The 21,793-nt window shown below is 61.2% G+C and carries 21 protein-coding genes; 10 read left to right on the top strand and 11 right to left on the bottom strand.

The window, feature by feature from the left end; translation table 11 throughout:
• The first annotated feature begins 10 nt into the window (after window positions 1-10).
• From nirK to K7H22_RS06570, 5 genes are all read left to right on the top strand, one after another.
• Window positions 11-1,228 carry a copper-containing nitrite reductase gene (gene nirK, locus K7H22_RS06590; protein ID WP_230799936.1) on the top strand — a complete coding sequence of 406 codons (1,218 nt, stop codon included), beginning with the start codon at window positions 11-13 and terminating at the stop codon, window positions 1,226-1,228.
• A gap of 30 nt (window positions 1,229-1,258) precedes the next feature.
• A complete protein-coding gene (locus K7H22_RS06585; protein ID WP_230799935.1) occupies window positions 1,259-2,008 on the top strand; it encodes a formylglycine-generating enzyme family protein in 750 nt (249 codons plus the stop codon).
• 125 nt (window positions 2,009-2,133) lie between these two features.
• A complete protein-coding gene (locus tag K7H22_RS06580; protein ID WP_230799934.1) occupies window positions 2,134-2,445 on the top strand; it encodes a hypothetical protein in 312 nt (103 codons plus the stop codon).
• A 130-nt stretch (window positions 2,446-2,575) separates the two neighbouring features.
• Complete coding sequence (locus K7H22_RS06575) at window positions 2,576-3,646, top strand: malate/lactate/ureidoglycolate dehydrogenase (protein WP_230799933.1); 1,071 nt, start codon at window positions 2,576-2,578, stop codon at window positions 3,644-3,646.
• 151 nt (window positions 3,647-3,797) lie between these two features.
• A complete protein-coding gene (locus tag K7H22_RS06570; RefSeq protein WP_230799932.1) occupies window positions 3,798-5,561 on the top strand; it encodes a sugar phosphorylase in 1,764 nt (587 codons plus the stop codon).
• Here the strand turns inward: K7H22_RS06570 and K7H22_RS06565 are convergent.
• From K7H22_RS06565 to K7H22_RS06555, 3 genes are all read right to left on the bottom strand, one after another.
• Window positions 5,555-6,775: a glycosyl transferase gene (locus K7H22_RS06565; RefSeq protein WP_230799931.1), complete on the bottom strand. Its 1,221-nt coding sequence runs from the start codon at window positions 6,773-6,775 to the stop codon at window positions 5,555-5,557. The genes K7H22_RS06570 and K7H22_RS06565 overlap by 7 nt on opposite strands.
• Window positions 6,768-7,595 carry an HAD-IIB family hydrolase gene (locus K7H22_RS06560; RefSeq protein WP_230799930.1) on the bottom strand — a complete coding sequence of 276 codons (828 nt, stop codon included), beginning with the start codon at window positions 7,593-7,595 and terminating at the stop codon, window positions 6,768-6,770. Before K7H22_RS06560 ends, K7H22_RS06565 begins: the two co-directional genes overlap by 8 nt.
• A 124-nt stretch (window positions 7,596-7,719) precedes the next feature.
• On the bottom strand, window positions 7,720-8,712 hold the full coding sequence (locus K7H22_RS06555; protein WP_230799929.1) for an aldo/keto reductase: 993 nt from the start codon (window positions 8,710-8,712) through the stop codon (window positions 7,720-7,722).
• A gap of 185 nt (window positions 8,713-8,897) precedes the next feature.
• Between K7H22_RS06555 and K7H22_RS06550 the strand changes: the two genes are divergently transcribed.
• The 5 genes from K7H22_RS06550 to K7H22_RS06530 all read left to right on the top strand — a co-directional run bounded on the left by K7H22_RS06550 (window position 8,898) and on the right by K7H22_RS06530 (window position 12,870).
• A complete protein-coding gene (locus tag K7H22_RS06550) occupies window positions 8,898-9,206 on the top strand; it encodes a DUF4389 domain-containing protein (protein WP_230799928.1) in 309 nt (102 codons plus the stop codon).
• A gap of 108 nt (window positions 9,207-9,314) precedes the next feature.
• Window positions 9,315-10,112, top strand: coding sequence for an SDR family NAD(P)-dependent oxidoreductase (locus tag K7H22_RS06545; RefSeq protein WP_230799927.1), 798 nt, complete (start codon window positions 9,315-9,317; stop codon window positions 10,110-10,112).
• 63 nt (window positions 10,113-10,175) lie between these two features.
• A complete protein-coding gene (locus K7H22_RS06540; protein WP_230799926.1) occupies window positions 10,176-11,099 on the top strand; it encodes an acetamidase/formamidase family protein in 924 nt (307 codons plus the stop codon).
• 155 nt (window positions 11,100-11,254) lie between these two features.
• Complete coding sequence (locus tag K7H22_RS06535; RefSeq protein ID WP_230799925.1) at window positions 11,255-12,547, top strand: ArgE/DapE family deacylase; 1,293 nt, start codon at window positions 11,255-11,257, stop codon at window positions 12,545-12,547.
• Window positions 12,548-12,582: 35 nt separating this feature from the next.
• Window positions 12,583-12,870, top strand: a complete 288-nt coding sequence (locus K7H22_RS06530) for a cupin (protein ID WP_230799924.1) — start codon at window positions 12,583-12,585, stop codon at window positions 12,868-12,870.
• 12 nt (window positions 12,871-12,882) lie between these two features.
• Here the strand turns inward: K7H22_RS06530 and K7H22_RS06525 are convergent, their stop codons facing one another.
• The 8 genes from K7H22_RS06525 to K7H22_RS06490 form a co-directional block, all read right to left on the bottom strand.
• Window positions 12,883-13,857: a phosphotransferase enzyme family protein gene (locus tag K7H22_RS06525; RefSeq protein WP_230799923.1), complete on the bottom strand. Its 975-nt coding sequence runs from the start codon at window positions 13,855-13,857 to the stop codon at window positions 12,883-12,885.
• Complete coding sequence (locus K7H22_RS06520) at window positions 13,854-15,134, bottom strand: aspartate aminotransferase family protein (RefSeq protein WP_230799922.1); 1,281 nt, start codon at window positions 15,132-15,134, stop codon at window positions 13,854-13,856. Before K7H22_RS06520 ends, K7H22_RS06525 begins: the two co-directional genes overlap by 4 nt.
• A gap of 123 nt (window positions 15,135-15,257) precedes the next feature.
• Complete coding sequence (locus K7H22_RS06515) at window positions 15,258-16,241, bottom strand: LysR family transcriptional regulator (RefSeq protein ID WP_230799921.1); 984 nt, start codon at window positions 16,239-16,241, stop codon at window positions 15,258-15,260.
• Window positions 16,242-16,312: 71 nt separating this feature from the next.
• Window positions 16,313-17,338, bottom strand: coding sequence for a histone deacetylase family protein (locus K7H22_RS06510; protein WP_230799920.1), 1,026 nt, complete (start codon window positions 17,336-17,338; stop codon window positions 16,313-16,315).
• Between the two features lie 15 nt (window positions 17,339-17,353).
• Window positions 17,354-18,322, bottom strand: coding sequence for an NAD(P)-dependent oxidoreductase (locus tag K7H22_RS06505; protein WP_230799919.1), 969 nt, complete (start codon window positions 18,320-18,322; stop codon window positions 17,354-17,356).
• 28 nt (window positions 18,323-18,350) lie between these two features.
• Window positions 18,351-19,988 (bottom strand): ABC transporter ATP-binding protein, encoded by a 1,638-nt coding sequence (locus K7H22_RS06500; protein ID WP_230799918.1) that lies wholly within the window; start codon window positions 19,986-19,988, stop codon window positions 18,351-18,353.
• Window positions 19,985-20,824, bottom strand: coding sequence for an ABC transporter permease (locus K7H22_RS06495; RefSeq protein WP_230799917.1), 840 nt, complete (start codon window positions 20,822-20,824; stop codon window positions 19,985-19,987). Before K7H22_RS06495 ends, K7H22_RS06500 begins: the two co-directional genes overlap by 4 nt.
• Window positions 20,824-21,792, bottom strand: a complete 969-nt coding sequence (locus K7H22_RS06490; RefSeq protein WP_230799916.1) for an ABC transporter permease — start codon at window positions 21,790-21,792, stop codon at window positions 20,824-20,826. Before K7H22_RS06490 ends, K7H22_RS06495 begins: the two co-directional genes overlap by 1 nt.
• Window position 21,793 lies beyond the last annotated feature (1 nt).

Below are 21,793 nucleotides of genomic sequence, written 5' to 3'. Positions count from 1 at the left end.
GGAGGAAACCATGACTTCATTCATCAATCCCGGCCTTATGAAAACAAGCCGTCGTAATGTGCTGCGCGGCTCGGTGCTGGCCGGTGCGGCCGCAATGACAGGTGCAAGCGCACTGGCCACGCCCCGCGCCCCGAAAATCGACATCGCCAACCGGACATCGGCACGGCTCTATCAGGCTTCGGCAGAAAAAGCCGCTGAAACCACTGCGAAAGCGGCTGATCTGTCAGCCTATACCCGCGTGAAACAGGATATGGTGGCCCCGCCCTATGCGCCGGTCCACGAGCAGGTCGCCACAGGTGGCCCCAAAATCATCGAGGTCGTTCTGGAGACAACCGAACGTCTGATGGTGGTGGACGAGGATACCGGCGCAAGCGTCTGGGCGCTGACTTATAATGGCTCGGTTCCCGGCCCGCTGATTATCTGCCACGAGGGTGACATGGTCGAACTGACCCTGCGCAACCCCGCCGACAGCATGATGGAGCACAATATCGACTTTCACGCCGCAACAGGCGCTTTGGGCGGCGGTGGTCTGACCCATGTCTATCCGGGCGAGGAATGCGTGTTGCGCTGGAAGGCCACCAAGCCGGGCTGCTTTACCTATCACTGCGCACCAGGCGGGGCGATGATCCCCTACCACGTCACCCACGGGATGAACGGCGCGGTCATGGTGCTGCCGCGCGACGGGCTGAAGGATCGCGATGGCAACGCGCTGACCTATGACAAGATCGCTTATATTGGCGAGCAGGACTACTATCTGCCGAAAGACGAGAACGGCGAATACAGAACCTATGAAGCGGCAGGCGACGACTACGCAGACAGCCTTGATGCGATGCGGACCCTGACACCGACACATTGCGTCTTCAATGGTGCAGTCGGGGCCGTCACAGGCGAAAACGCCATGACGTTCAAAGTCGGCGAGACCGTGCTGATGATCCACAATCAGGCCAACCGCGACTCGCGACCCCACTTGATCGGCGGGCATGGCAACTATGTCTGGGAAACATCCTTCAGCGAGGCACCGCTGACCGGTCTCGAAACATGGTTCGTGCGGGGTGGCACCGCAATGGCCGCGATGTATACTTTCGAGCAACCGGGCGTTTATGCCTATGTGAACCACAACCTGATCGAGGCAGCCCTGCTGGGGGCCACCGCGCATTTCATCGTCGAAGGCGATTGGGACAATGACCTAATGGAGCAGGTTGTCGCACCGCGACCTTTCACGACCTGACGCAACCATCTGATCCGGAAGGATAAAATTATGATCGCCGCTATTGCCTACCCGACCGGCTTGTACCGAACTACTCTTGGGGTTCTGGCCGTGGGCACGATAGCGGCGGTCATTGCTTTGGGCGCGATTGCTCTGCGCGCTCCTGATCACACCTTGCTTCCGGTTATGGCCGAGCGGCCTGTCGCGCTGAAGGACGGGCGCGTTCTTTATGTCCAGCGCCACGAGGTGACAATCGCCGAGTGGAACATCTGCGCCGCAGCGCGGGCTTGCACGCTGGAATTACGCACGCGCCATAATCAGGATCCTGTCACGACACCGGCAACGGGTCTCAGCTATGTCGACGTGCAGGAATATGTCGCGTGGATCAACCGGAAAACCGGCCATGATTTCCGCCTGCCCACCGCAGCCGAGTGGGACACGATGGCGGCTGCGGTTCTGCCTGAAAAACCCGCACCTATCTTTACCGACCCGGCCTTGGCATGGGCTTCCGGCTACCTGACCGCAGGTCGCGCGCCCCGCGCGTTGAAACCGCAGGGCAGTTTCTCGACCTCGCCTGAAGGTGTGGCCGACCTTGACGGTAGCGTCTGGGAATGGACGCAGGATTGCTATGCCGGTACTGCCGAAGACCCCGATCCGGCGCGCTGCGCCGCATTTGTCCTTGGCGGTGAACATGTTGCGGTGATGCCCTTCCTGACGCGCGATCCCGCCAATGGCGGCTGCGCTGTCGGTGTGCCACCTGCCCATCTGGGGATGCGGCTTGTTTCTGACGCCGCGACCTGAGGGCCGTGCGTCCCGATCGACCCGCAAGTTGCAATTGCGCGAAAACGGCATGACAATCGCGCCATGTGGAGTATCATGGCTTTGTCTTGTCCTGTCCCGAAACCGTTTCTCAGGAGCAACCTGTCATGTCACAATCCTATTTTGGCCTCAACGCTGGCGTGGTTCGGTCCGGTTTGTCCGGTTTGCTATGTGCGGCGGGTCTGTTGGTGGCCAGCGTTGCACATGCTCAGGACGATTTTGAAGAGCAGAAGAAACGGCTGATCGTTGCAATTGAATCCGCTGGATGCGTTGTCAATGAAAGCAATCAGGCCCAGATCCTTACCCAATCGGGACTTACGCAGGATCAGGGGTCCGTGATCGTCAACTATCTGATGGATGAAGGCGAAGCCGAACCTGCGGGTGACAACATGCGCCTGAAGGTGGGTGGTTGCCGGTAGGCGCGCCACGCGGCTTGCCCCTGCGGACAAAGTTCGAAACGATACCCTGACGGCAGATCATTTTGTGGTAGAAAGCTGCCTGCCAAGCGGGCACGATCAGGCGGACACAATTCAGGAAAGACGCCGTCCCATGATCATCTCAGCGACTGACCTTACCGCCTTTGCCACAGCTATTCTGGATCATGCAGGCGGTAATCCCGATGCGGCGGGAAGGGTGGCCGCGCGTCTGGTCAGGGCCAACCTGACAGGCCATGACAGCCACGGCGTGGGGATGATCCCCGCCTATGTCGAGGGCATCTTGGCCGGTGAGTTGCGTCCCGCTGCGGTGGCCGAGATCGTGCGCGATAACGGGCCGTTCCTTCTGGTGGATGGTGGTCAGGGGTTTGGTCATGTCATTGCCGAACAAGCGATGGACATGGCGATCACACGTGCGCGCGCAAGCAAGTTTGCCGTCCTGTCCTTACGCAACAGTTTCCATCTGGGGCGTCTGGGTGACTGGGGCGAGATGGCAGCCGAGGCCGGTTTTATCTGTATCATCTATGCCAATGTGCAAACACCGAAACCTCTGGTTGCCCCCTTTGGCGGCAGCGACGGGCGGTTCGTGACCAACCCCTATTGCACTGCCATTCCGGCCACATCGAAAAACCCGATGTTCCTGCTGGATATGGCAACCAGCACGATCGCCAAGGGCAAGGTGCGGCTGGCCTATCTTGGCGGGAAACCGGCGCCCGAGGGTGCGCTGATCGACGCGCAGGGCAATCCGACAACCGATCCGGCGGTGATGTTCGAAGACCCGCTGGGTGCGCTGACGACGCTTGGAATGCACAAGGGGTTCGGGCTAGCCTTGCTGGGCGACATTCTGGGTGGATCGTTCAGCGGCGGCGGGGCCTATCTGCCTGAACGGCAGGTGCCGTCGCGGATCATCAACAATATGATGGCGATCCTGATCGACCCTGACGCATTCGGGATGGCGGATGATTTCGCTGCCGATATGGACAGATATACTGCCTGGGTCAAAGCCTCGCCGCCCGCCCCCGGTGTCGAGGCCGTGCAGTTCCCCGGCGATCCCGAGCGGCGTTGCGCGCAGGAAAGGCAACGCGACGGCATTCCGGTGGATCAGGGCACATGGGCACAGTTGCTCGACGTGGCCAAAGCGGTCGGTGTGCCGCAGGACAGGCTGGACGTCTTCGCGGCTGGCTGACCTCACAGGGTCATCGTCCCCGAAACATGCCCGCGCATTTTTGCAGCAAACGGGCAGGGCGCGGCCTGAAATGTGACGGGCTGGAGGCCGCAAGCGTGAAATCGGAGCGGCATGGTTTGTCAGAAGGACCGCGTTCTGCTTGAATGAAGCAATGAACGCAACAAGCCCCCGAAAACCCGAGAAAGTTTCATTCGATCGCGCCTTGGCCGCGTTGATCGCGCGCATCTATCCGGCTGCGGATTCTCATGTGCTGGCGCTGCAATGCCTGCAGGCCTTCTGGCCGGATGGTCAGCATCGCCGCCAGCGGGCAAGGGCGCGCGATAACAGGTTGTGGTCGCAGGCGGATATCCTGCTGATTACTTATGGCAATTCGCTGTTGGACGGGACGCACAAGCCGCTGGATCTGCTGAACGATTTTCTCCACCGCTATCTGCGCGACATGGTCAACGGCGTGCATGTGCTGCCGTTCTTTCCCTATACCTCGGATGACGGATTTGCGGTGACCGACTTTCGCGCTGTGAACACGCAACTTGGCGACTGGCCCGATATCAACCGCATCGCCTCGGATTTCAAACTGATGTCCGATCTGGTGCTGAACCATGTCTCCAGTCAGGGCGCGTGGTTCAACGCCTACAGGCAGGGCCAGTCGCCTTATGACCGTTTCTTTTTCGAAGCCTCGCCCGACGATGATCTGTCGATGGTGGTGCGCCCCCGCACAACCCCGCTGCTGCGCGAGGTCGAAACAACTGCGGGGCCGCGCCATGTCTGGTGTACGTTCAGCCATGACCAGATTGATCTGGATTTCCGCAATCCCGAGGTGCTGCTGGAGTTCTTGCGGATTATCCGTCTGCATCTGGACAACGGTGTGCGGATCATCCGGCTGGATGCAGTGGCCTTCTTGTGGAAAGAGGCGGGCTCGCCCTCGATCCATCTGCCGCAGACCCATGCCATCGTCAAACTGATCCGGCTACTGTGCGACTATGCGGTCGAGCCTGTCATTCTGGTGACTGAAACCAATGTGCCCAAGGCCGAAAACCTAAGCTATTTCGGGCGCGGGGACGAGGCGCACGTAATCTACAATTTCCCGCTGCCGCCATTGATCCTCCATGCGATGCTGTCGGGCTCGGCCCGCCATCTGGTGGACTGGCAGCGCCGGATGCCGCCCGCGCCGCTGGGCTGTGCCTATCTGAATTTCACCGCCAGCCATGACGGGATCGGAATGCGCCCCGCCGAGGGTGTCCTGTCGCCTGAGGATCAGGCGGCGGTGATCGCGACGGTCAAGAAGAATGGCGGGCTGGTGTCGATGCGTGGCCTGCCCGGCGGGGGCGAGGCACCCTACGAGTTGAACACCACTTTTTTCGACGCGATGCGCCAGACATTTGCCGGACCTGACGCACATCATCTGGAAAGGTTCCTGTGTTCGCAGACCATCGTCATGTCGCTTGAGGGCATTCCGGCCTTTTATATCCATTCGCTGCTGGCCACGCCCAATGACCATGACAGCGTCGAAAAGCGCGGCATGAACCGCGCGATCAACAGGCATCGCTGGGATTATCCCGCCTTGCGCGAGCGGTTGGCGCAGCCTGATACCGATCAGACACAGGTCATGGCGGGATTGCGCGCACGCCTGCGACTGCGGCGGCGCCAGCCTGCCTTTCATCCCAATGCCACCCAGTTCACGATCCATACCGCTGATGACCGGGTGTTCGGCCTGTGGCGGCAAAGCCTTGATCGCAAGCAATCCATCTTTGCGCTGCACAATGTCAGCGCCGCGCCTGTGATCCTGCCCTCCACCTGCCTGAACCTGATCGACGACGAGGACTGGCGGGATATTCTATCGGGCGACGGGATCACGGATGATGACATCACCCTTGCGCCCTATCAGTGCCGTTGGATCAGCAACGCCGTCTACTGAAACTCTGCCGCATCGCTTGCGACAACGGCCTGCAGATCGCGCAGGAAATCTGGGTCTGCCGCATGGACCCTGTTCCATGTCGGGATGAACGGGGTCTCGTGCGGGTTGTCCAGAAAGGTCTGCCCCGCGCGCATGATGTTTTCGGCAAACATCTCGATCGAGGCTTCCTCGGCATGGCGGTCGAGCGTCAGCCCGTTCATTCGCGCATCCGAGTGATAGGCCTCCAACAGATCCAGCGCGCTGCGGTAGTAAGTGGCTTTCAGGGTGCGGAACACATTGGTCGTAAAGACCGTGCCATCCGCTGCCAGCTTTCGGAAGATCGCCTTACAGATATCGGTGGACATGCGGTTCAGTCCGGTTGTCGCATCCTCGGCGCTCAGCGTCTGGTGTTTGTGGTCATAGGCATCGGCGATTTCCACCTGACACACGGCGGACGGTGCCAGATTGCGCCATGCCTCGGACAGCACGCCGATTTCCAGCCCCCAGTCGGACGGAATACGCAGATCGGGCAGGATGTTGGTTCGCATCGCGAATTCTCCTGACAGCGGGTAGCGGAAGGCACGCAGATAGTCGAGGTAGTCGCGATCCCCCACCACCCGTTTCAGCGCGATCAGCAAGGGGCTGACCAGAAGCCGCGTCACCCGCCCGTTTAGCTTGTCCTGACCGATGCGCGCGTAATAGCCCTTGGCCAGTTGGAAGGGGAAGGTCGGATTGGCGACAGGATAGATCAGCCGCGCCAGCATTTCGTTGGTATAGGTCAGGATATCGCAATCATGGATCGCCATGACGGCGCTGTCCTGACAGCTGATCAGATAGCCCATCGCGGTCCAGACATTCTTGCCCTTGCCCGCCTCTGCCGGTCCAAGGCCCATCGCGTCCAGCCGTGCTTCCATCTGGTGCATGCGGGGGCTGTCATTCCAGATCACCACATGGCTCTGTCCAAGCCCTTCAAAAAAGGTGCGCGCATGGCGAAACTGCGCCTCATCCGCCTGATCCAGTCCGATGATGATACGGTGCAGATAGGTGACGCGGGACAGTTCGGCCAGTATCTGCGGCATCGCCTCGGTTTCCAGCTCTGAATAGAGGCAGGGTAGGATCAGCGACATCTTGCGGGTCTGGCCGAAGGTTTCCAACTCGTAGGTCATGTCGTCAAGCTGGCGGGTCCGCAGGTTGTGCAGCGTGGCGATGTGACCGTTTTGATGAAAATCAACCATGTTGGCGTGGTCCTTTGTCTTGGCTTGGGGCAGGGCGGGTGTCTGGATGAAACCGGTTCAGCAGGGCCAGAACAGCAAGGTTCCAGCCTTCCGGTCCGGGCTTGTCGGTGCGGATGATGCGGCCTTTGTCGTCGCCTTCAAGGGCGGGTAGCGGCGGATGGTGCGGGTTGGCGACGACTACGCCGATATCGGCGTGTTCCAGCATTTCGATATCGTTTGGCGCATCGCCCAGGGCGAGCGTTCGGGTGGGGCGGTAGCGTGCAATCACCTCGTCCATACGGTCGGCTTTGGTCTTGCCGAAGGACAGTGTCAGAAACCGCCCGCCTTGGCGTGCGGTCACGCCCTTCGCCTTGAGCGCCGACAGAAAAGCAGCGCGGCTATCTGCGTCGCCCTGCCAGAGACCGGGTTCCGAATAGGCCCTTGTCCGCGCACGTGCCGCTGCTTGCATGTCAAGACCGGTCAGTGCGACCACCTCCGGCAGGTCCATATCGGCAAAGCCGCGAAAGCCTGCGCGCAGATCGGCGGGCAGATCATCCAGCTGGCGGCGCAGGTTGGTGTAGTCGTCGTTTCCGAACAGGCCAGCCCCAAGCCCGACCAGTCCGGCACCGTTTTCCACGATGGCGGGCAAACCTGTCAGCCCCATCATATGCTGGATGGGGATGATCTCGGCCGCTGTCTTGCTGCTGGCCAGAATGACAGGCGCGCCAAGCCGGGCGAGACGGTCAAGCGCGGGCTGCGCCGCATTCCACCCGTAGGTGGCGTGATCCAGCAAGGTTCCGTCAAGATCGGTGAAGACAACAAGCGGTGTTGATGGCGTCATGCCTGCGATTGTCAGGGCACAGACCCCAAGCCGCAAGGAAGAAGTGACCTGATGCGCGGTTTTTGACGATACGCCTTCCGGCGCGTCGCTTTTTCAAACACTTGCGGCGCCGTTCAATGACCGCTCAGCAATAGCCTTCAACACCGATCCGCTGCTCGGTCGAATATCTGTCACCATGGGCCCAGCCGATAGGAAGCACCTGTTCGATCGCCTGCATGATTTCGTTCGTCATGGCAAAATTGCTGCCTGCTGCGCAATCAGCCAGATGGCTGGCCTTGCGCGTTCCCGGAATCGGGATCAGATGCGGCCCTTTGGCAAGACACCATGCAATCGCCAGCGCTGCAGGTGTGCAGGACAGGTCCTGCGCCAACTGCCGAAAGACCGCGATGCTGGTGAGGTTATGGCTGAAATGCGGTTCGTGAAATCGCGGATTGGGAATTCTGAAATCGCCCTTGGCGAATTGCGCGGGGTCCGGTGCGGTGCGCGTGAACATGCCGCGCCCGACAGGGGAAAACGGCACAAAGGCGACGCCCAGTTCCGCGCAGGTCTGGATCAGGCCCAGTTCGGGCTGGCGTGTCCACAAGGAATATTCGCTTTGCACCGCATCGACCGGACCCACGGATACCGCGCGTCTGAGGGTGGCTGGCGCGATCTCGGAAAAGCCGATCCCCCCGATCTTGCCCTCGGCCTTGAGGTCCAGAAGCGTGCCCATCACATCTTCGACCGGAATGCTCTGGTCGCGGCGGTGGATGTAGTAAAGATCGACGTGCTCGATCCCCAGACGCGTCAGCGACGCCTCCAACTCGGCCCGTAGATGGGTGGCACTGTTGTTGAAGCTGCGCTGGCCGGTGTCGGGATCGCGGCAGATGCCGCCCTTGGTCGCGATGGTGAACAGGTCGGTGCGACCCTTCAGGTAGCTGCCGATGATCTTTTCGGACTGGCCCATGCCATAGACATTGGCCGTATCCAGAAAATTCACACCAAGATCGCGCGCGGCGGCAAGGGTGTCATGGGCCTCGGACTCGGTCGTTGGACCATAGGCGCCGCCAAAGCTCCAGCAGCCCAATCCGACTTCGGAAACTGTCCTGCCGCTTTCCAGTATGCGTCTTGCTTTCACGCCACCCCCCTTTTCCTGTGCAAACCGTTTGTGACTGCGGGTACTCTAACAATCAACACAAGGCAGGTTACAGATGTTAAAATCGCCTTGCGCTGTGGTGGATGCGCAGAAATTTTCCGGCTGTGACAGCTTGTTGTCCGATGGGTCCGGTGCTGTCCGGTGTTTCAGGATTGAGGAGAGAATCGATGACGGGGGAAGACGAAGTCAAGGTTGCAGGCCGACTGAACGGTGAGCAGATCGAGCCTGAAAAGCCCGATAACATGTTGTTGCGGCTGCTTTACATGCTGCTGATCGCGTTCATGATCTCGGTCGCGCAGACGGTGCTGGGTGTGGCAACGATTGTCCAGTTCATCGTGATGCTGGTGAATAACAACGAGCCGAACGCGCGTCTGGCCGATTTCGGCACAGATCTGGGCATCTGGATTGCCAAGGCCGCGCGGTTCCAGACAGCGGCCAGTAATGTCAAACCCTGGCCCTGGACCGAGTTGGACTAGATTTACCGGCAACGCCGATGCCTGTGGGTGGCGATCCGCCTTGCCGCCTGTCAGCCCCTGTCGCTAGTCTTCCAACCGGAAGACCATTGGAAAGGGAAGGTGTGACGGATGAGGGATCTTGAGGGGCGCAAGGCGCTGGTGACCGGATCGGCGACGGGGCTGGGACGGTCGATTGCCGTGAAGCTGGCCGCGCGCGGCGCGGATGTGATCATCAACTACACCAGATCCAGCGGTGAGGCAGAGGCGGCGGCCGATCTGTGTCGTGCTGCGGGCGCACAGGTGCAAGTGGTCAAGGCCAATGTCGCCGATCCTACGGATTGCAAGGCACTGGCCGAGGCGGCGCAAAGCTGGGGCCAGCTTGATATCCTTGTGAACAACGCCGGTATCACCCGCCATGCGCGCGACCATTCCGATCTGGACGCGCTGTCCAAGGACGACTTCATGGCGATCTACGAGGTCAATGTAGTCGGTTCCTATCTGGTTTTGCAGGCGTTGAAGCCGCTGCTTGTGGCGGCTTACCAAAATACCGGACGGGCCAGCACGGTGCTGAACACGTCATCCATTGCGGGCGTCAAGGGCGTGGGATCGTCCGTGGCTTATGCCGCGTCAAAGGGGGCGCTGAACACCATGACCCTGTCGCTGGCGCGCGCTTTGGGGCCAGCCATCCGCGTCAACGCGATCTGCCCCGGCTTTATTGGCACGCGCTGGTTCAAGGACACGATGGATGAGGCCGCCTTTGACACAACTCTCCGCCAGATCGAGACCCTGACGCCGCTGGCGCAGGCTTCCGGTCCTGATGATATCGCTGATGCGGCGCTGTTCTTTCTAAGCGATGCGTCGCGGCATGTGACGGGCGAGATGTTGCTGGTGGATGCGGGTATGCACCTTGGCAAAAGCAGGGCGTGATGATGCTGGCGCGATAGCGTCGCCACTTTTCGCCGCCTCTGTAGAACATGAAGGGATATACGCATGATTGTGGATGCCGGACCAAAGACCTGCCATTGGGGCTTTTTCGATGCGGACCTGCCCCCCGTGGCCACGATAGCAAGCGGTGACGAGGTCACGATCAACACGGTCTCGGGCGGGCCAAATGTCCTACCGTTTAAGGGCTATCATATCCCGCCCGAACTGCTGGAGATCCACGCGGGAGGTATCCCCGCCACTCCGGGCCATATCCTGACAGGGCCTGTTGCCGTTGCGGGCGCGATGCCCGGCGATGTGTTGCAGATCGACATTCTGGATGTCCGCTTGCGGCAGGATTGGGGCTATACGTTCATCAGGCCGCTGTCGGGCACTTTGCCGCTGGATTTTCCGCAGATGCAGCAAATGACTATCGCGCTGGACAACGCGCGGAACGAGGCGACATTGCCTTGGGGGTTGAAGCTGCCGCTTGCGCCTTTCTTCGGTGTCATGGCGGTCGCGCCACCCGCATCATGGGGACGTATCCCGACCATCGAGCCGCGAACGCATGGCGGTAATCTGGACAACAAGGAACTGGTGGCCGGCACCACGCTCTATCTGCCGGTTTTGGTCGAGGGCGCGCTGTTTTCCTGCGGCGACGGGCATGGCGCACAGGGCGATGGCGAGGTTTGCGTAACAGCGATCGAGACCGCATTGCAGGGCCGGTTCCGCCTGACAATCCGGCGTGATCTGGATGTGACCTATCCCGAGACCGAGACCCAGACGCATCTGATCACGATGGGGATGCATCCCGATCTGGATGTGTGTGTCGAGATGGCCCTGCGCCGGATGATCACTCTGGTCTCGCAGCGCACAGGCATCTCGCGCGCCGAGGCTTACATGCTGTGCTCGCTGGCGGCGGATCTTCGGATCACCCAGACCGTGAACCTCGAGAAGGGCGTGCACATGATGATAGGCAAGTCGCTGCTTTGACAGGGCCGACCGGCCGGTCAGCGGGACAGCGGCTGCGGGGTAGCCGAAGGAAGAACTTTGCCGGTTTTCCGTTGCAGGGCCGTGAATCACCTGAACCGGTTTGACTGTCGTTTTGCCAGCCTTCACAGTGGGGTAAACGGGAACAGGAGAACGTGATGGCTGACAGCGCCGACATGCGCGCCGCGATCGAGGCGGCAGTAGATGCGGGGTTCGAGGCGCAGCTCGACTATACCCGCAAACTGGTGTCTTACCCGTCCCAGCGGGGCGAAGAATTCGCGATTCAGGATTTTCTGTTCCGGGACTGGGCAGCGCGCGGCTACAAGATGGACCGCTTCGAGATGAGCCCTGCGGATATCATGGCGCATGAAGGGGCCGGTGCCTTCTCGCCCGAGCATTCAGAGGCGCCGATTGTCGTGGGTATCCATCATCCGCACAGGGAAACAGGGCGCTCGCTGATCCTGCAACACCATGTCGATGTTGTGCCGGTCGGGCCTGCGGATATGTGGGAAAAAGCCCCTTACGGCGGTGATATTGTTGGCGACTGGATGTATGGGCGCGGCAGCGGCGATATGAAAGCGGGGGCTGCGGCCAATGTCTTTGCGCTTGAGGCGCTCAAAAGCATCGGGCTGCAACCGGCAGCTACCGTCTATCTGCAATCGGTGGTCGAGGAGGAATCTACCGGCAACGGCGCGTTGCAGACATTTCTGCGCGGCTATACCGCCGATGCTGCCCTGATCCCCGAACCGGAGGAGAACAAGCTGGTGCGCGCCTGCGTCGGCGTCTTGTGGTTCTCGGTCGAGGTGCGTGGCACGCCCGTGCATGTGCGTGAGATGGGCGAGGGGGCCAACGCAATCGACGCCGCCTACCGCGTGATCGGTGCCCTGCGCGAGATTGAGGAAAAGTGGAACGGCGAAAAGGACCGGCATCCCGAATTCCTGAGCGATGCGCATCCCATCAACCTCAATATCGGCAAGATCGAAGGCGGTGACTGGGGATCGTCAGTGCCCGCATGGTGCCGCTTTCAGGTGCGTGTCTCGATCTATGCGGGGCAGAATGCGCAACAGAAATTCGCCGAGATCGAAGATCACATCCGCAGCTTTGCACGCGCTGACCGCTACCTGTCGCAGAACCCCCCGCAACTGACCCCCAACGGGTTTTTCGCCGAAGGCTATGTGCTGGAGCGCGGATCGGAGGCGGAAAAGGTATTGGGCGCGGCGCATGAGGTCGCATTCGGCGCGCCGTTGGAGACCATGATGACTGCGGGCTATCTGGATGCCCGGGTCTATGCGCTTTATAATCGTATTCCGACGCTCTGCTATGGCCCTGTCGCGCGCAATATCCACGGTTTTGACGAATGCGTCAGCCTGTCCTCGCTCCGGAAGATCACCAAGGCGATGGCGCTTTTCATCGCCGATTGGTGCGGGACCGAGCCTGTGGCCAGAGGTTAACCGGATCGTCAGAAAACCTTATGGAGGCTTGCAACATGGATGCAGCAACATCGAAAGTTGAGATCGACAACGCGTTTTGCATCGTGACGCGCTGGACCTTCCCGCCGAATAGCGCGACCGGCTGGCATAGGCATGAAAAGGATTACGTCGTGGTGCCAACCATCGCGGGGGAACTGACGCTGTTGCATCCCGATGGTAGCACCACTGCCAACCAGATCAGTGTCGGCATCCCCTACGCCCGCCAGATCGGGGTCGAGCATGATGTGCAGAACCGCACGGGCAGCGTGGTCGAGTTTCTGGAGATCGAGGTCAAACCTGTCTGATACCGGAAAGGATCAGGTCAGACGCGCCAACCCTGCGGCGATGATTGCGCGCTCGGCATAATGCCTTGCGCGCGGGTGGTCTGCGGGCAGGCGTCCCATCGTCCAGCCCAACGAGGCCAGACAGCGCAGCAGGGTAAAGACCGGCACCATGGCGACATCGCGTGCAGGTAGCGGTCGATGCGCGCCATAGCCTTGGATCAGCGCCCCGGCCAATGCGTCGCGTGACGGCTCATACAGGTTCTGCGACAGGGCCGTTCCCAGATCGAACAGCCGGAAGCCGAACCCGCTGTCGTCGAAATCAATCAGTGTCATGGTGTTGCTGTCAGGATGCAGAATGACATTCTCGCGCAGCAGGTCTGCATGGATCAGGCCAACGTCCACGCCCCCTGCCGCGTATTCCGTCAACTGAGCGTAGCAGTGCTGCGCCACTTGTCGAAGCGTCGCGGCTTCGAGCTCTGACAGCACCGGATGCTCCCAGAAACGCCCCCAAAGCGGATTGGGACCGACCAGTCCGTCAATATCCCAGTACGGGCGGTCAAAGTCTTGCGGCAGGTCCAGCGCGTCGGTTGCGGTATGGATACGGGCGATCAGCGTGCCAAGGGCAGCATAGCGGGCGCATTGCTGCTCTGGCGTTCCGGCCAATGGGATGTCCGCCTGACCAAGGATGGTGCCTTCAACCCAGGCGATCACCGAGGCCAGTTGTCCCGCGCCCAGATCCGCCAACAGATCACCATTGCGCGCGCGGATCGCGATCGGAACGGGCAAGCCCGCCTTGGCCAGCGCCTCGCACCACCAAAGCTCCGACCGGATCGCGGCGGCGGTCTGATAGCCGTGCCGGTGCAGGCGCAGGGCGGCGCGGGTTTGGGGCAGGGTGATCTCGAACACCGCATTCTCGCGGTTCTTGATCAGCCTAGATGCGGTTCCCGCGCCCCATTGCGCGCCGGCTTGAACGGCAAGCGCCTGCGCCTCGCTATCGGTCAGGCTCATGCCCGGGGCACCGGCGTTTGGGTCAACGCAGCCTCAAGTTTGTCCATCAGCAGATCGGCATCCTCGACAGAGAATGGCATCGGCGGGCGTATCTTCAGTGCATTGGCGGCGCGCCCCCCACGGTTAAGCAGGATACCGCGCTGCAACATCGCCTCGACCAGTGCGGCGGTAAAGGCACTGGCGGGGGTCATGGCATCGTCGGTCACGAATTCGGCGGCAAAGAACAGGCCTGCGTTACGGGTCTCGGCTAGCAGCGGATGGCGCAGGGCGCGCATGCGGTCTTGCAGATGGTCACTGACGCGGGCTGCATTGGCTTGCAGGTCCTCGTCCTCGATCACATCAAGAGTTACCAGACAGGCGGCGGCGGACACGGGATTGCCGCCAAAGGTGTTGAAATAGCCGAAGGCCTCGCGGAAGGCGGCCATGATATCGGGGCGCGTCAGCACGGCAGCGACCGGATGACCATTGGCCATCGGCTTGCCGACCGTGACAATATCGGGTGCAAATCGCAGCCAGTCATGGCCCCAGAAATCCGAGCCGACCCTGCCGAAACCGGGCTGCACCTCGTCCGCGATCAGCAGGCCACCTGCGGCTTTGACGACCGCGACGGTCGGGTCCAGAAACCCCGGTTGCACGGCTGGCAGGCCTTCATTGGCGAAGACAGGGCAAAGCATCATGCCAGCAAAACCATGACCTGCCTGTTCCAGTTCAAGGATCGCGCGGGCGATATGATCGGCAAAGGCCTGCGCCTGTCCGTCAAGGCTACCCCCGACAGGACGCAACGTGTCAGGGGCGGGGACCAGCCTGACATGGTCGGGATAGCCGCCAATCGGCGGGCGGCGGGTGGACAGCACACTGACGGCAGAGGTGTTGCCGTGATACGTGTTGTCTGTCGCGATGATGCCGGTCTTGCCCGTCATTGCCTGCGCCATCCGCAACGCGATATCATTGGCCTCGGAGCCAGTGCAGACCATGATCGCCTGTGCGATGCCGTGGTCCAGCTTGGCGGTCAATCGTTCGATGTAATCCAGCACCCCGTCATGCAGGTAGCGTGTATGCGTGTTCAACATGGCCGCTTGTGCGGTGATGGCTTCGACCACGCGGGGGTGGCAATGGCCGACATGGGGCACGTTGTTGTAGCAATCCAGATAACGGTTGCCCTGACTGTCCCAGACCCAGACGCCTTGGCCGCGCACCAGATGCAGTGGGGTGTCATAGAAGGTAGGCACATTCGGCCCCATCAACCGGACGCGTCGGGCCAGCATGTCGTCGCTCATCATTCACCTTCAGGAGTCAAACGGAGATCGGTCTGGCCGCAGGATAGGCCGGAAGGCTGCGCGACCAAAAGCCCGTCTTTCCTATGTCTGGCATAGGCAGGCGCGGCGCAAGTTGTCGCAAGATCAGACCGCGATGATCGCATCCTGTGCGGCAGCCAGCACCTCGTCCATGATTCCCAGAAAAGCGGTCTCGACAGGGGAATGGCCGGCCTTGGGATTGCTGACAAAGTAGAGATCCGCGCTCAGCTTGACCTCGTCCAGCGGGAAACGCCATAGTTGTTCATCCCTGATACGGGTCTGGACGGTCATAACCGGAAGGATGCTGATCCCCAAACCTGCCACCAGCATCCGCACGACTTCGGCGAAGTTCGGGCTTGTGCCGCGCAGGTTGTGACCTAGACCGTAGGTGTTGCGCAGCGCCACCAGCGGTTCGGGCGCGTCACCTTCCGCGCTGCAGGCAAAGCCGATATAGCCCTCGTCGCGCAAGTCGGACAGGGTGATATCCTCGCGCCCGTAAAGCGGATGTTCCTGCCCGCAATAGATCCCGTATTCCGAGCGCAGGATCAGCTTGCAGGTCAGGCCAGGTGCGGGCCGCACCATCAGGCAGGCCCCGAAGGGCACGATCTGGTCCGCGACATTGCGCACGATCCGGTGGGACGACGCGACGTCTATATCAAAACCGATGGCAGGGTGGCGCTGGTGCATCAGGCGCAGCGCCTCGTCGAACAGATCGCTGCCATTGCCGGTCACGGTCTGCAACCTGAGCTGCCCCGTCAGGCTGCTGCCTTCGACGCGCAACCGTTCCTCGGCGCGTTGCACCGCCCGGAACATGCGCTGGGTTTCGGTGAACAGGATCTGGCCATGCGTCGTCAGAGCGAAGCGGCGTTTGCCGCGTTCGATCAACTGATGCCCCAGCACATCTTCCAGCCGTTGCAGGGCGGCGCTGACCGAGGGCTGGCTGATCGCCAGCGCCCGCGCAGCCCCTGTTAGGCTGCCCTGATCCGCGATGTGGTGGAATGTCCGCAGCATGCCCCAGTTGGACAGCTTGCTTCTGGATTGCGAAGCAGGTTCGGTCAGGAAGCGGTGCAGATCAATTTCTGAGGCCATGCCGTATACTCCCGCTGTTCGGCGGGGATGGTCAAGCCTGAAACCGGAACTTTCGCGCGCGGGTGGCTTTGTCACAGCATCCCGCGGCAGGTGGTGAGGAAGGATCGGGCATTCAGCGCCAGCGATGGCCCCAGATAGCCGCCTTCCTGCACCAACACGGTGGGCAGACCCAACGCCGTGATCCGGCGGGCCATTTCCGCAAAACCTTCAGGATAGACTTTGACCGCGGCCAGCGGATCATCGGCGGCCATGTCAAAGCCCAGCGACACGACAAGGGCTTCGGCCCCGAAGGTCTTGATTGCGCTGATGGCCTGTTCCAGACGGGCCATGACCTTGTCCTCGCCATCGCCCTGTTCCAGCAGCAGGTTGAGGCAGGTGCCCTCGCCGTCGCCTGCGCCGGTTTCGTCGGCATGGCCCAGAAAGAAGGTCGGATAGGTGGCCGGATCGGGGTGGATCGAACAGAAAAAGATGTCGCCCCGTTCATAGAGGATATCCAGACTGCCATTGCCGGTATGCACGTCGATATCCAGCAGCGCCACGCGTTTCCAGCGGCGGGTCAGGTGGTGGGCTGCCACGCAGGCATTGTTGAAGAAGCAAAAACCGTTGGATGCGGCCTGCATCGCATGATGGCCCGGCGGGCGGGACAGGGCATACACCATGCGCTGGCCTTCGATCACGCGCTCGGCCGCTTCGATCGCGGTCTGGGCGGACCAATAGATCGCCTCCCATGTCTGCGGGGTCAGCGGGGTCGAGGTGTCGGTCATCCACCAGCCCATCGCGCCGTGGATATCGGTCGGGCATTTGCCGCGTCGCACACCGGGATGCATTGTCGGGATCGCCAGCGCATCGGCATCGGCATTGGCGCGAAAACGGTCATAGGCGTCACGGAAGAAGGTGACGTAGTCAGGATCGTGCACGGCAGTGATCGGGTCCAGCCCGAAATCGCGGGGGGCATCGACCCTGAATCCGTTTTCCAGAAGCATGTCTCGGATCAGGATGGCGCGCAGCGGTTGTTCCTGATGTGGCATCGCCTTGCCACGGCGGAAATAGATCTCGGGCGCGTGACCAAGTTGGCGTTTGTCGAATATCGTGTCCATTGCTGTTTTCTTTCCTCAATAGCCTTTGTTGCGATCAACGCCTGTGGTCAGGGGAAGCCCTTCAACCACCTCATGCAGTGAACGGCTGAGCGATGTGGCAACCGCGGCGGCCGGCAGAACGCTGGCCTCGTGCGGGGTGACCAGAACCTTGGGATGGGTCCAGAACGGGTGATCTGGTGCCAATGGCTCGGTGGCAAACACATCCAGCGAGGCCCCGCCCAGATGCCCTTTTTCCAAGGAGTCCAGCAGATCGGCTTCGATCACATGCTCGCCCCGTCCCAAGTGGATCAGCACCGCGCTCTGCTTCATGGACGCTAGAAAATCTGCGTTGATCAGGCTTTGGGTGGCGCCTGTCAGGGGCAGGACATTAATTAGGAAATCGGCCTGCTGGCCCACGGTCTGGCAGGCGTCCGGCCCCGATACGACCTTGATCTCGCCGGTGCCGCTGCGCGGGGTATTGCTGGCCGCCACCACGTTGAAGCCAAGTTTTTCAACAGCCTCTGCAATGGTGCGCCCCATCAGGCCAAAGCCGAGGACGCCTACCGTCAGATCTGATGGTGCAATCAATGCGCCAAAGCTGGTGCGCTTCCACAGGCCATTGGCCGCGTTGCGGACATAGTTGCCCATCTTGCGGTGATGCCAGATCAGGTGCCACACCGCAAAGCCGGCCATCACATGCGCCTGTCCGGGATCGCGCACGCGCGCCACCTGCACCTGCCGAGGCAGACTGTGGCTGGCAAGGATGCCGTCAACGCCCGAAGCGATCGACTGCACCAACGACAGGTCGCTATAGGGTGTGAACGCTTGCGGGCCGGGACGCCATGCCACCGCAAAGCGGATGCGTGCGGGGTCGGGCACCTGATCAGGGGCATAGATTTGCAGGCCGGGCAGCGCGTCAAGCGTCGGCGCGAAAAGGCGCGGCAGGTCTAGATGGTCACAGAGATAGACGCCCTCGATCACATCGGAAGGGGAACGGGATGGCATGATCGGGTGCCTTTCTGGGTTCGGGTGTTCAGTAGGAGGCAACGGACTGCCGCATCGCCGCTTCGTGGTGCCGTCCGGGAATCGCATCCAGCAGGCTGCGGGTATAGTCATGCGCGGGCTGACCCAGCACCTGGGCGCTTGGTCCCATTTCCACCACCTGACCGCGTCGCATCACCATGATCCGGTCGCAAATCTGCGCGGCAACCCGCAGGTCATGCGTCACGAACAGCATCGACAGGTTCAGCCGCGCCTTCAGGTCGGCCAGCAGGTCCAGAACCTGGGCCTGAATGGAGACATCGAGCGCCGACACCGCCTCGTCCGCGATGATCACATCGGGGTCCAGCGCCAGCGCGCGGGCGATCCCGATCCTTTGCCGCTGCCCGCCCGAAAACTCGTGCGGGAAGCGGTCGACGGCGGAAGGGTCCAGCCCGACAAGCGACAGCAATTCGCGGGCACGGTCCAAGGCCTGCGCGCGCGGCACGCCATGCGCGATGGGGCCTTCTGTCAGGATACGCCCGATCCGTGCGCGCGGGTTGAGAGAGGAATAGGGGTCCTGAAAGATCATCTGCGCCTTGCTGCGCGCCATCCGCAGGGCATGACCGTTGAGTGCTGTCAGATCGACATCGGACAAGCGCACGGTGCCACTGTCGGGGTCGATCAGTCGGATGATGCAGCGCCCTGCGGTTGATTTGCCCGAACCGCTTTCACCCACGATGCCAATGGTCTCGCCCAGATGCAGATCAAAGGTCATGTCGTTGACGGCATGCACAACGCGGGCGGGTTTGAACAAGCCGCCGCCGGTGCTGAACGTCTTGTTCAGGTTCTTGACCGACAGGATCACGGGGCTTTGCTGGCTGTGCGTCTGACCTGTATCCGGCTTGTCCTTCATCCCCGGAATCGCGGCGATCAGGGATTTTGTGTAAGGATGCGAGGGGCGCAACAGCACATCCTCGGCGCTGCCCTGTTCCACGATCTGTCCGGTCTGCATGACGATCACGCGGTCCGCGATATCGGCGACCACGCCGAAATCGTGGGTGATGAAGATCACAGCCATCTCGTGCTTGCGGCGCAATTCCTCGATCAGGGCAAGAATTTGCGCCTGTGTCGTCACATCCAGTGCCGTTGTCGGCTCGTCCGCGATCAGGATTTCCGGTTCCAGCGCCAGTGCCATCGCGATCATCACGCGTTGGCGTTGCCCGCCTGACAACTGGAACGGATAGGCGCGGATCGTTTTGTCCGGATCGGGCAGGCCGACCTCCTCCAGCAGTTCTACGGCCCGCGCCATGCGCTCGGCAGGGGTCAGCAGGCCATGCGCCTCGAACACCTCGCAGATTTGCGCGCCGACACGCATCAGGGGGTTCAGCGCGCTGAGAGGTTCCTGAAAGATCATGCTGATGGATTTGCCGCGAATATCTATCCGCTCGTCCTCGGTCAGATGCAGGATCTCGCGACCGTGAAAGCGGATATGCCCGCCCGCGGGTTCCACGCCTTCGGGCAGCAACCCCATCACGGCATTGGCCGACATTGACTTGCCCGATCCGCTTTCGCCGACGATGCACAGGATTTCACCCTTGCTCAGGCCAAAGCTGATATTCTCGACCGCAAGCTGACGGTCCGCACCAGCGGGCAGGGCAATCGCCAGATTTTCGATTTCCAGAAGGCTCATCTGCTTTTCCTCGACAGGCGCGGATTCAGCGCGTCATTCAGACCTTCCCCGATCAGGTTCATCGCCAACACCGTCAGCAGGATCGCGACACCCGGAATGAAGGACAGCCACCATGCTGTCCGCATCACCGTGCGGGCAGTGCCAATCATATAACCCCATGACATCACATTGGGATCACCCAGTCCCAGAAAGGACAGGCTGCTTTCCAGCAGGATCGCGGTGGCCACCATCAAGGATGCCAGCACGATGATCGGGGGCAGGGCGTTGGGCAGAATCTGGCGGGTGATGATCTGCAAGGTGCCTTGTCCCGACAGCATCGCCGCTTCGACATATTCGCGTGACCGCAGGCTCAGAACCTCTCCGCGCACCAGACGCGCGACGGGGGGCCAACTGACGATGGCAATGGCAAGGATCACGTAGAACAGGCTGGGCTGGAAGATCGCCAGAAGAACGATCGCCAGCGCAAAGCTTGGGATCGTCTGGAAAAACTCGGTAAAGCGCATCAGCGCGTCATCTATAAAACCGCCGAAATAGCCCGCCAGCGCCCCGATCGGCACGCCGATCAGCAGGGCCACAACGGTTGAGACTAGACCCACCAGCAGCGAAATCCGCGCGCCATGCACCAGCCCCGCCATCACATCGCGCCCCAAGGCATCGGTGCCCAGCGGCAACCCGTCCATTGTGAAAGGTGGCAAGAAGGGCCGCTGCACCATTTTCCAAGGGCTGTCCGGATAAAGCAGTGGACCTAAAATCGCGGTCAGAATGACGAAGAGCAGGATCACAAGCCCGATCGCCGCGCCGCGGTTGCGTGCAAAACGTTTGAAACCATCCAGCATCATGTCAGCCTTATGCGGGGATCGACCAGAACATAAAGAACGTCGGTGATCAGGTTGAACAACAGCACCATCGCCGCCGAGACAAAGAAGACTCCCAGCATCACGCTATAATCGCGCTGGCTGATCGCCTCGAACAGCAGGCGACCAATGCCGGGCCATGCAAAGACAGTCTCGGTCAGGACCGCCCCGCCGACGATCTGGCCCGCCTGAAGGCCGGCCAACGTGATCACCGGCAGCAAAGCATTGCGCAGCACATGGCGGCGCTGGATCACGCGGTTTTTCAGGCCCTTGGCCCGCGCAGTCTTGACGAAATCCAGACGCGACATTTCCAGCATCGAGGCGCGTGTCATCCGCATGTAGACCGCCATGAAGAACAGCCCCAGCGTCGTGGCAGGCAGGATCAGGTGCTTGCCGATATCCAGCGCCCGTTCAAAGCCGGTGTAATTCGCGCCGATGGTCTCGTATCCATAGCCGGGCAACCAGCCCAGCACGACCGAGAACAAGAGCGACGCCATCAGCGCCACCCAGAACAGCGGTGTCGCGTAAAACAGCAGCGCCATCGACGAAATAATGCTGTCCCACCATGTCCCCTGCTTGGAGGCTGCCAAAACACCGGCGGTCACGCCCAGCACCAGAGCGATCACAAAAGCGGTCAGCGTCAGCAGCAAGGTTGCGGGCAGACGATCCCAGATCAGGTCGATCACCGGCATGTTCTGGCGATAGGAGAACCCGAGGTCCAGTTGCACGGTCGACTTGACATAAAGCCAAAGCTGCACGCCAAAGGGCTGGTCCAACCCGAAACGGGCCCTGAGATCCGCGATGAATTTCTCATCGGTCGCACCGGCCTCGCCCGCCATGACGGCGGCAGGATCACCGGGGGCGGCGTGGATCAGCAGGAAGTTGAAGATCAGGATGGCCAGTAGAATGACTACTGCCTTGACCAACCGTGCCAGAATGAAACGGATCAAG

Source organism: Seohaeicola saemankumensis (assembly GCF_021021435.1).
In the GTDB taxonomy this organism is placed as follows: Bacteria; Pseudomonadota; Alphaproteobacteria; order Rhodobacterales; family Rhodobacteraceae; genus Seohaeicola.
The sequence above is the reverse complement of the archived record's forward strand: the minus strand, read 5'-3'. Positions and strand labels throughout refer to the sequence as shown.